Annotated in this window: 3 protein-coding genes; all 3 read right to left on the reverse strand. The window is 39.2% G+C overall.

Features of this window, described 5'->3' with window-relative positions:
• The coding region (locus ED312_RS12565) for a helix-turn-helix domain-containing protein (RefSeq protein WP_148044283.1) at positions 1–344 on the reverse strand (344 nt) is incomplete at its 3' end.
• Entirely contained in the window at positions 344–649 is a 306-nt protein-coding gene (locus tag ED312_RS12570) for a helix-turn-helix domain-containing protein (protein WP_240643095.1), read from the reverse strand. The genes ED312_RS12565 and ED312_RS12570, both read right to left, overlap by 1 nt.
• A gap of 142 nt (positions 650–791) precedes the next feature.
• The coding region (locus ED312_RS23780; protein ID WP_170164508.1) for a hypothetical protein at positions 792–1,379 on the reverse strand (588 nt) is incomplete at its 5' end.

Raw genomic sequence — 1,379 nt, forward strand, 5'->3', positions numbered from 1 at the left:
GTATTATCCTTAAAGAATGCTTGTATAGGCCTATTCAAATTTTCTTGTATAGGCTTCTCAAAAATGCTGATATACCTATTCAGGATTTCTTTAGTACCCTCATCCCGGTACAGGTGCCTCTGGATATACCCCAAATCCTCCAGTTGTTTTAACCAGAAATTGATCGATTGGGTAGATACCTGGAACAATTCTTCAAAATACCGGTTAGTGGCATAGCAAAAACCTAACTGGTTGGTCAGGGAAGTGATCTCTGCATATAGGATTTTGGCATTCGGGGTCAGTCTTTTGTCGTACCTGACCGGTGCCGGGAGAATGGAGTAATATGACGGCTGTTCCCTTTGCATTATTTCCTGCTCGGTTTAATTAAACCGGGGTTCTTCCGGGCCAATTCCAAAAGTTCTACTTTGGAAAAGAAAATAGACCGACCGATCTGGAAGTAAGGTACTAATCCCTTTTTCTTCCAACTAATTAAGCTCGTTACCGAAATACCCAAAAACCTGGCGGCTTCTTTTTGGGTTAACCGGTCTTCTTCCGAGTTCATGGGGGTATGGGAAACTATTTCGGTCTTCCGGATTTCTTCCACAACCATGCGTACCACCCTTTTCAAGTCTTCCTTGTTGTGGGTATAAAACAATACATTGCTCATCATCAAACTGTTTTAAGATTAAACTTCCGTTTCAACAGTTCAAAGTTGGCTTAAAAAGGGGAAGACTCGTTAAACATTCGCCTAATTGGAAATACAAGGGATTGAAAATAAGACAAGTGTATTCAACAATAAAGCGTTTTTATCTTTATCGTTTTCTTCTAATCCGGTCAAGAAAGGTTCGGATATTGGGAGTGCTTTTATAATTCTCTGAAAATTTATTCTCACTGGGAATTTTTTCTATGGAATTTCCCAACCAGGGATAAATGGTATTGAGAAAGGTAGAGACATCCGAAAATGAATTGGTGATAATTTCTTCTTTACACAAAACCCAAAACAATTCAATAAAGTTTGTTTTATCATCTATGGGAGGGGCTTCAAAAGGGCCTTTTATTTTCCGAAGGCGTTGATGTTTTTTTTCGGTTTCAAAGTGCATGTAAACAAAATACCGGATTTCGTTCTCGTATTGATGGTAATAATAGTCATTCAGATAATTCACCAGGTCTTTCTGCCCTATCCCCTCTTTTCCGTGGTATCCCTGCGGCCGCAGCTTTAATTTTAGGGATACAGTTGAAACCGGGGCAAAAAGATGATCTTTAAGTTTTATATTTGATCTTTCAGGTACTTCTTCAGGATTTTCTTTATAGTCCACTACTTTCCAAGAGCCGTCTATATATTTGACCCGCCGTTTTTTGATGTAAAAATATACGGCTGTTCCGCTAATTGCCGTGAACAG

The sequence above is a fragment of the Sinomicrobium pectinilyticum genome (assembly GCF_003725735.1).
In the GTDB taxonomy this organism is placed as follows: Bacteria; Bacteroidota; Bacteroidia; order Flavobacteriales; family Flavobacteriaceae; genus Sinomicrobium; species Sinomicrobium pectinilyticum.

What these genes read in the sequence shown, in the direction of transcription:
- ED312_RS12570 (WP_240643095.1), bottom strand. Translation starts at nt 649, where the DNA reads ATGATGAGCAATGTATTGTTTTATACCCACAACAAGGAAGACTTGAAA.